Raw genomic sequence first — 869 nt, 5'->3', positions numbered from 1 at the left:
AGAAGATTGATAAATACTCTCATCTATTTGATTGTTCTTCAGTGCGTGAGACGCTACTTAAAGCGCCTCTAGGGTATAACCCATCGAACGAGATTGATGACCTTGTTTGGAAGCAATCTCAGCATGAGTTGATACCCGAACATAATGCTTCAGCGAATGAAGAAGCACCCGTAAAGCCAAAAGTGGTTTCGATTTCAAAATCGCCCAAAAAACTGGCCTGATTTACTGCGCTGCCAAATGAGGGTGGCGTGAGCAGAGTTATCTCGCTTTTTAGCACTACTTTATATAGTGCTAATAGTGCTAATAGTGCGGCGGGGGCGGCTCCTGCTCAGTGCTTGCGCTGCCAGATTTAAGTTCCCCAAGCCCTTCTTTTAATAGTCGGTTCGCTACCCACAAATCTTGGATTTCCCTGTCCTGCTTAGTGATTACATCGTTGAGGGTGTTCAGTAAATCATCTTGAAACGATAGTTTAACTTCGAGCTCACTGATTCGTTCATTAAGTTTTTCGATAAGGGCTTCGGGTAATTCTGATTGGCTCATGTTTTTACTATCTTAAGTATGGAGAGAGGGCGCTATTGTAATACATATTACCCGGTGCTCAAGAATTTAGTGTGTTGACTGTAGAATCGAATAAGTTCTAAGCAAGATATTGTGTGAGCCAAAAATCTGTTATCATGCTCGGCTTGCGTTGAGTCTGGTCGTGTTTATACAGGTCAATGCAGCGTTACCTGTCGATTGCCAATACTTTTACAGGGTTGTTCACAGGTGGGGGATGCAGATATTTTTTCCTTAATGGTGTTTGCTGAACCAATTCCACTATTTTAAGAGTTTGTTTAACGAGAAAATTTACATGTCTACACAGAGTTTAT

2 protein-coding genes are annotated in these 869 nt (G+C 41.8%); one reads left to right on the top strand and one right to left on the bottom strand.

Annotation, left to right across the window (positions count from 1 at the left end):
* A partial coding sequence (locus A3735_RS30550; protein WP_197485760.1) for a hypothetical protein occupies positions 1–221 on the top strand: 221 nt, incomplete at its 5' end.
* A gap of 79 nt (positions 222–300) precedes the next feature.
* Here A3735_RS30550 and A3735_RS08050 read toward each other — a convergent pair.
* A complete protein-coding gene (locus A3735_RS08050; RefSeq protein WP_068512900.1) occupies positions 301–540 on the bottom strand; it encodes a SlyX family protein in 240 nt (79 codons plus the stop codon).
* Between the last annotated feature and the right edge of the window lie 329 nt (positions 541–869).

Source organism: Oleiphilus sp. HI0061, from assembly GCF_001635675.1.
This window is presented reverse-complemented; position numbering and strand designations above follow the sequence as displayed.